General features: G+C 68.9%; 7 protein-coding genes. 5 read left to right on the top strand and 2 right to left on the bottom strand.

Annotation, left to right across the window (positions count from 1 at the left end; translation table 11 throughout):
- The coding region (locus AX672_RS19105; protein ID WP_231731349.1) for a hypothetical protein at nt 1–188 on the top strand (188 nt) is incomplete at its 5' end.
- Nucleotides 185–751, top strand: a complete 567-nt coding sequence (locus AX672_RS13235; RefSeq protein WP_066652041.1) for a hypothetical protein — start codon at nt 185–187, stop codon at nt 749–751. The genes AX672_RS19105 and AX672_RS13235, both read left to right, overlap by 4 nt.
- On the opposite strand, the gene hisD is transcribed toward AX672_RS13235, so the two are convergent.
- On the bottom strand, nt 748–2,034 hold the full coding sequence (hisD, locus tag AX672_RS13230; RefSeq protein WP_066652039.1) for a histidinol dehydrogenase: 1,287 nt from the start codon (nt 2,032–2,034) through the stop codon (nt 748–750). The genes AX672_RS13235 and hisD overlap by 4 nt on opposite strands.
- 103 nt (nt 2,035–2,137) lie before the next feature.
- Nucleotides 2,138–2,785, bottom strand: a complete 648-nt coding sequence (gene hisG / locus AX672_RS13225) for an ATP phosphoribosyltransferase (RefSeq protein ID WP_066652038.1) — start codon at nt 2,783–2,785, stop codon at nt 2,138–2,140.
- A gap of 55 nt (nt 2,786–2,840) precedes the next feature.
- On the opposite strand from hisG, the gene AX672_RS13220 reads away from it, so the two are divergent.
- The 3 genes from AX672_RS13220 to AX672_RS13210 all read left to right on the top strand — a co-directional run bounded on the left by AX672_RS13220 (nt 2,841) and on the right by AX672_RS13210 (nt 7,566).
- A complete protein-coding gene (locus AX672_RS13220) occupies nt 2,841–3,944 on the top strand; it encodes a DUF2332 domain-containing protein (RefSeq protein ID WP_066652037.1) in 1,104 nt (367 codons plus the stop codon).
- A gap of 68 nt (nt 3,945–4,012) precedes the next feature.
- A complete protein-coding gene (locus AX672_RS13215) occupies nt 4,013–6,529 on the top strand; it encodes a DegT/DnrJ/EryC1/StrS family aminotransferase (protein WP_231731348.1) in 2,517 nt (838 codons plus the stop codon).
- Nucleotides 6,526–7,566: a glycosyltransferase family 2 protein gene (locus AX672_RS13210; protein ID WP_066652036.1), complete on the top strand. Its 1,041-nt coding sequence runs from the start codon at nt 6,526–6,528 to the stop codon at nt 7,564–7,566. The genes AX672_RS13215 and AX672_RS13210 overlap by 4 nt, the downstream gene beginning before the upstream one ends.
- Nucleotides 7,567–7,712: the final 146 nt, after the last annotated feature.

Below are 7,712 nucleotides of genomic sequence, written 5' to 3'. Positions count from 1 at the left end.
ACAGGGTCCGGGGGGTGGGGCGGGAGGCAGCTTGGGTCATCGCGCTTCCCTTGCGCGCGAAGCGCTGGCGTGTCGAGATCGAACGGCGCCCCTCCTGTCCGGCAGAGCACCTGGCTGTCGCCAAAATTGCGCGCAAGGCAGCTAAGAAGGCTGCAAAGTTCGACCGCGCGAGGAACCGCAGGCGATGACCGACGACATCCGCATCTTCACCGAATCACCCCGGGTGGAAGCTTTGCTGGCGCCGTACCGTGCGAAGATCGGCGGCGACTATGCGGGCTATCGCAACCATATCCTGCGCGTGCTGAGCTATGCGATGCATTTTCTGGGCGACGACGACCGCCACCTGCCGATCGTCGAAACCGCGCTTGCCTTCCATGATCTCGGCATGTGGAGCCACGGCGATCTTGCCTATCTCGAACCATCGATCGCCGAAGCGCTGGCGACGAACGACCGCGAAGGCTTGGGGCATGACCCCGTCCTGCTTGCGGCAATGATCCGCGAGCATCACAAGCTGCGGCCTTATCATGGCCCCGGCGCCGAGCTGGTGAACGCCGTGCGCAAGGCGGACTGGATCGACGCCTCGGGCGGCGTGGTCCGTAAAGGCGTGAGCAAGGCACAGATCGCGCGCGTGACGGCGGCCATCCCGGTCGAGGGGTTTCCGCGGACCTTGATGCGGCTGGCGGCGGATCTGGCGGGCGGCAATCAGCTCCGCGGCCTGTTGCGCGTGGTGACGCGCGTCTACCGCTTTTAACCGAGCCGCAACGCGACCGAGCGGGCGTGCGCGGGCAGCCCTTCGGCCCCCGCCAGCGCAACCGCCGCCGGGCCGATCGCGGCGAGGCCCGCGGCGTCGAGCTGGAGGAAGCTGGTGCGCTTCATGAAATCGAGCACCGACAGCCCGCTCGAGAAACGCGCGCGGCGGCCGGTGGGGAGGACGTGGTTCGGCCCCGCGACATAATCGCCGACCGCCTCGGGCGTGTGGCGGCCGAGGAACACCGATCCGGCGTGACGGACCCGGTCGAACAGCGCCTGCGGATCGTCGACCGCGAGTTCGAGATGTTCGGCGGCGAGGCGATCGACGAGCGGCATCGCTTCGGCGAAGTCGCGCACCAGAACGATCGCGCCGTTCGCGTCCCACGCCGCCCGCGCGACGGCTTCGGTGGCAAGCGTCGTCAGCTGCGCCTCGACCGCTGCCGCGACGCGATCGGCGAAACCGGCGTCGTCAGTGAACAGGATCGACTGGCTGGTCGGGTCGTGCTCGGACTGGCTGAGCAGGTCGGCGGCGATCCATTCGGGGTCGTTGGCGCCGTCCGCCACCACGACGATCTCGCTCGGCCCCGCGACCATGTCGATGCCGACGACGCCGTAGAGCTGGCGCTTGGCCTCCGCCACCCAGGCATTGCCGGGGCCGGTGATGACGTCAACCGGGGCGATTCGGTCGGTCCCGTAAGCGAGCGCGGCGACCGCCTGCGCGCCGCCGATCCGCCAGACTTCGTCGACTCCGGCGATGTGCGCGGCGGCGAGCACCAGCGGGTTGATCTCGCCCTTCGGCGTCGGCGTGACCATGACGAGACGATCGACGCCCGCGACCTTCGCAGGAATCGCGTTCATCAACACCGAGCTGGGATAGGCCGCGCGCCCGCCGGGGACATAGACGCCTGCCGCCGCCACCGCCGACCAGCGCGCGCCGAGGCGAACCCCGGCGTCGTCGACCGAGTCACTGTTCTCGGGCCGCTGCCTGGCATGATAGGTCCGGATGCGCGCAGCGGCGAGGTCGAGCGCGGCGCGCAAATCGGGCTCCAGCGCTTCGTAAGCCGCACGGCAATCTGCCAAGTCGATCGTCCAGCCTGACGCGTCCAGATCATGCCCGTCGAAGCGCTGCGTCAGCGCAGCTACGGCGGCATCGCCTTCGTCGCGCACGCGGGCGATGGTCGCCGCGACATCGCGCGCGACATCGCCATCGGCTTCGCGGCGTGCACTCACGAGTGCGGCGAAATCACTCGCGAAACCGGCATCGGCGGTGGACAAACGGATCATGTCCAAAGCACCTCCGTTCGTCCCGAGCAACGTCGAGGGACGGGCCACACGGACGTCGGTTGGTGTCTCGACTTCGCTCGACACGAACGGTTTCGATCAAGAATCACGCCACCGCCCTCCGGAACGCATCGACCAGCGGCACGACGCGCTCGCGCGTCTTGAACGCGGCGCGGTTGACGATCAGGCGGCTCGTCACTTCGGCAATCACCTCGACTTCGACGAGGCCGTTTTCGGCGAGCGTCCGCCCCGAGCTCACCAGATCGACGATGCGCGGGGCGAGGCCCAAGGTCGGCGCCAGTTCCATCGCGCCGTTGAGCTTGACGCATTCGGCCTGCACGCCGCGCCCCGCGAAGTGCGCCTTGGTGAGGTGCGGATATTTGGTCGCGACGCGAACATGGCTCCAGCCACGCGGATCGTCCTGCGCCGCCATCGCGGCGGGCTCGGCCACCGACACGCGGCAGCGGCCGATGCCGAGATCGACGGGGGCGTAAAGCTCCGAATAATCGAATTCCATCAGCACGTCCGACCCGACGATGCCCAGTTGCGCGGCGCCATGCGCGACGAAGGTCGCCACATCGAACGCGCGCACGCGGATCAGCTCGATGCCCGGATCGCTGGTGGTGAAGCGCAGCGCGCGCGAGTCCTCGTCGGCAAAGGCCGGTTCGGGCACGATCCCGACCCGCGCGAGCAACGGCAGTGCCTCGCCGAGGATGCGGCCCTTGGGTACAGCGATGATGATCGGATCGGCCATGAGTCGTGCGGCCTTAATTGGGGACGTGCGGCGGCGCAACAAGAGGGACCAAGGGATGTCCGACGAAGCCACCAACCGCCAATCCTTTGTGGTGCAGGCCGAATATAGCGGGGCAATGGCCGCGCCGATCACGACGCGCGTCTGCCTGTCACTGGGGCGGGTGCTGAACCGCGACAGTGCGACCGGGCGTGCGGTGCTCGACTGGCCGGGCGAGCCGGTGGCGGACGCGCTGGTGCTGCGGCTGGTCGGCGGGGTGCATGCGCTGCACCGCGCGGGCGTCGATCCGGCGCTGTCGCAGGTGTTTCGCGGCGACGTGACCGACGATGCACAGGTCGATGCGATCTTGGGGGCAGCCGTGATCGCGCATGACGCGGCGCTGCTGCCATGGCTCGCCGGGCCGCCGCAGACCAACGAAGCGGGGCGGTCGGCAGGGCTGATGACCGGGCTGCTCCATCTTGCGCAGCGGTTCGGGCCGAGGGTCGAGCTGCTCGAAATCGGGTCGAGCGCCGGGCTCAACCTGTTGATCGACCGCTATGGCTTCGATCTCGGCGGCGTGCGCGCGGGGCCGGACCCGGCCGAACTGACGATCACGGCCGAATGGCGCGGGCCGCCGCCGCCCGCCGCGCCGATCGAGATCGTCGGCGTGCGCGGCGTCGATATCGCGCCGGTCGACCTGAGCGACGATGCCGCCGCCGAGCGCCTCGCCGCTTATGTCTGGGTCGATGCACTCGAGCGGCAGGCGCGGATCGATACCGCCATTGCGATGGTACGGCGCCACGGCGTGCGGCTCGAGCAGGGCGATGCGGCGGACTGGGCCGAAGCGCGGCTGGCCCAACCGCAGCCTGCGGGCACGACGCGGGTGCTGATGCATTCGGTGGTCTGGCAATATCTGCCGCCCGAGGGCCGCGACCGCATCCGCGCGGCGATGGCGGCGGCAGGGGCACGGGCGACGACCGAGCGGCGGCTCGGCTGGGTGATGATGGAGCCGAACCGCGACCTCCACCGCCACGAAGTAAGGGTGCAGGGCTGGCCGGGGGAGACGCCGATGGAACTTGTGGCGCTCACCCATGCCCACGGTGCCTGGGTCGAAGCACTCGCCCCGCCCTATGAAACGCGCGACTATGTGATGCGTGGTGGCGGTGCGCGTGACCAGCGATAGGGACTGACAATCGGCCCGGCGTAACGGCTTTTTAGGCACCTTGGCGCTAGCGTTGCAGGCCATTTCCGATGGCTTTCCGCGAAGGCAGTGCCGACACGATGACCGACTATCCGTTGATTGCACCGCGACCGCCCCGGCTGAGCGCGCATCCCGGTGACCTTGCGCGCCTCGAAGCTTCGGGCATCTACAGCAACAGCGGGCCCGAGGTCCGCGCTTTCGAGGCCGAAGTGACGCAGGCGCTGTTCGGCGGGCACGGCGCGACGATGACGGTTGCGAACGCAACGCTGGGCCTGCTGCTCGCGATCCGGCAGGCGGCGGGCTGGCTGCCCGAGCCGGGGTCGCTCGCGATCGTGCCGAGCTTCACCTTTGCTGCTACGGCGCAGGCAGCGCTGTGGGCCGGGCTGACTCCGCTTATTTGCGACATCGATCCCGATGACTGGTCGGCCTGTGCGCGCGCCGAGGAACGGCTGCTCAACCATTATGGCAAGCGCGTGTCGGTGCTGGTCCCCTATGCGACCTTCGGCAATGCGATCGACCTTGATCGCTATGTCTGGCTGCAGCAGCGCTACAATGTCGGCGTGGTGATCGACGCGGCCGCGTCGCTCGGCACGCTCGACGATGCCGGGGTCGGCTTTGGCGCAAACGCGCCGTTCGCGGTCGTCTTCTCGATGCATGCGACCAAGACCTTCGCGGTTGCCGAGGGCGGGCTCGTCCATTCGGGCAATGTCGCGCTGATCGACACCATCCGCTCGATGGCGAATTTCGGCTTTCAGGGCAGCCGCAGCGCCGCGATGCCCGGCATCAACGCCAAGCTGCCCGAATTGCTGGGCCTTGCCGCGCGGCTGAAGCTTGGCGAGTTCGAAGCGATCGCCGCCAACCGGTCAGCAATCGAGTCGGCCTATCGCGACACGCTCGGCGATTTCCAGCTCCAGCGCCCCTATGGCCAGCGTCGCGCGATGCAGTTCATGCCGGTGCTGTTGCCCGAAACGCTCGCGCGCCGCCGCACCGACATTCTTGCGGCGCTGGGCGAAAAGGGCGTGCAGGCGGGGCAATATTTCAGCCCGCACCTTGCCGAACAGCCATTCTTCAAGGCGAGCGCGATCATCGAACCGACGCCGGTCGCCGACCGGGTTGCCGCGCGGGTCGTGTCGTTGCCGATCACCGATGCGATGACGCCCGCCGACGCGGTCGAAATTGCCACGCGTTTCAAGAATGTCTGCGCGAGCGGATCGCGACCCGCCACGCTGCCCGCCCGCGCGCGGCGCTTTGCGGTGGCGCGGACGGTGATGATCGGCGCGGGGCCGGCCGGTACCGCGGTGCTGACGGCGGCGTCGAAGCATGGCCGCCTCGCCGATTTCGCCGCCGGGCTGGTGATGATCGACCGCGATGATGTGATCGGGCGAGGCCAACTCGGCCGCTACGCGATCACGTCGGACAGCACCGCGACCACTTTCCTGAGCGCGGTCAAGGACAACCCGGTGCCTGAGCTTGCCGCGATCGAGGAGCATCCCGCCGCGCGCACCGTCCGCCGCTTCACTGATGCGATGGGCGTGCCGCTGGTCGATGCCGGGCCGCTGGTGCGCGCGACGGGTGAACAGCTCGGTGCGCTCGTCGAGCGGCATGGCGGGTCGGTGCTGACGGGGCATGAAGTGCTCGGCGCCGATCGCACCGCCGACGGGCTGTGGCGCGTGCGCATCCGCGCGCGGGCGAGCGGGCGCGAATTCGAGCAGCTTAGCGAATCGATCGTGATCGCCACCGGCGGCTATCAGCCAATCGATCGCATCGCCACGCAGCGCGTCGCCGGGGCGCCGCTGGTCGCACTGGCAGGCGACCGGCTGATGCAGTCGGACGAAGCGCTCGGGCTTGGCGGCATGGCCAAGGTCGCCGATCTGCTCAGCGGCAAGCGCGCGCCGCGCGTCGCCGTGATCGGCGGGTCGACCAGCGCCGTCGCAACGATCGCGTTGCTGCTGAAGACGGTGCCGGCGCTGCCGTTCGGCGCGGGTGGCATTACCTTGCTCCACCGCCGTCCGCTGCGCCCCTTCTACCCGTCGGTCGCCGCTGCGCATGAAGATGGCTTCACCGATTTCGGCCCCGAAGACATTTGCCCGGTGTCGGGCTTCGTCTACCGCCTCGCCGGCTTCCGGCTCGAGGCGCGCGAGCTGGTGCTGCGCATGCTGGCCGTTGGCGGTCGCACGCCCGAGCCGCGCGTGCGGCTGCACCAGATTAGCGGCGACGATGATGCCGAGGCGCAGGCGATCCTGCGGGACGTCGATCTGGTCGTCGCCGCGCTCGGCTATCGCCCGCGCGCGCTGGCCCTCAACGATGTCGCCGGGCGGCCGATCGCGCTGGCGGCGGATCGTGGCGGGGCCATGGTCGACCGTCATTGCCGGGTCATGGGCGCGGATGGCCAGCCGGTCGCGGGCGCCTATGGCATCGGCCTTGCCGCCGGCTTCGTGCCATGGGGCAAGCTGGGCGGCGAGCCGAGCTTCCGCGGCCAGGCGAACGGGCTGTGGCAATGGCAGAACGACGTCGGGCTGATGATCGTCGATCAGCTGCTCGATTCGGCCAAGCGAGCCGTCGCATGACGCCGACAGTTTCGGTGATCATGGCCGCCTATAATGGCGCGGCCCTGATTGGCGAGACGATCGCAAGCCTGCAGGCGCAGAGCTTCGGCGACTTCGAAGTGGTCATCGTCGACGATTGCTCAACCGATAACACCCGCGATGTGCTGCGCGCCATCGACGACCCGCGGTTCCGGGTGATCGAGGCCGAGGTGAACCAGGGCCCGGTGCGTACCCGCAACCGCGCCGTCGCGGCGGCGCGGGGACGCTATCTCGCCGCGCTCGACCAGGACGATCTGTGCGCGCCGAACCGCTTCGCTGAACAGGTGCGCTGGCTGGACGCCCATCGCGATACCGTGCTGGTGGCGAGCGCGACCGATGTGCTGGTCGATGGCGACATCCGCCCCTCCACCTTGCCGGCGGTGACGACGCCCGCGCTGGTCGACTGGATGCTGTGGATCTCGAATCCGCTGGTCTGGTCATCGGTGATGATCCGGGCCGATGCCGCGCGCCAGCTCGACCCCTTCACGCGGCCCGAGCTGCTTTATGCCGAGGATTTCGATCTCTACCACCGGCTGCGCACGCTCGGGCGCATTGCGCGGATCGACACGCCGCTGCTCACCTATCGCAGCCACGGTGGCGGCGCGTCGCAGCGCTTTACCGATACAATGCTGGCAAGCGCGAGCAATGTGTTGACAACGCGCTATGCCGGGGTGTTCGGTGACGACGCGCCTGCGCGCGCGCGGCTGGTCGTCGCCCATGTGATGCAGCGCACACCGGTGCCCGACCGCGCGACGCTGGCGCTGCTGGGCGATACGCTGATCGCGCTGCAAGCGGCGTTCGTGGCCGAACAGGCGCCGTCGCACGATGACCGCAAGCTGATCCGCTGGGAAACCGCGCGGCTATGGGCGCGGATCGGGCGCGCAGGATTGCGATCGGGGCGGCTCAGCCTGACGGATGCCGTGACGGTGCGGCCCGACCATCTGGGCCTCGGCTATGCCGGGGCCGAATCCTTGCTGGTGTCGGCGGCGATCGGCCAGCTAAGGGCGCGCGGGCGCTGAGACCGGGCAATCGCTGTCCAAGCAAGCTCGACCATTTGCGCAAGATTTCGATAAAATTATCGCCGGTCGCCATCGAAAGGACCTGATTCGCGCCTATATTGGCAACGTCGTCGGTTCCAGCCCCCTTTACCGACGCCACGCGCGGC

This window comes from Sphingomonas sp. CCH10-B3 (assembly GCF_001556185.1).
In the GTDB taxonomy this organism is placed as follows: domain Bacteria; phylum Pseudomonadota; class Alphaproteobacteria; order Sphingomonadales; family Sphingomonadaceae; genus Sphingomonas; species Sphingomonas aquatica.
This window is presented reverse-complemented; position numbering and strand designations above follow the sequence as displayed.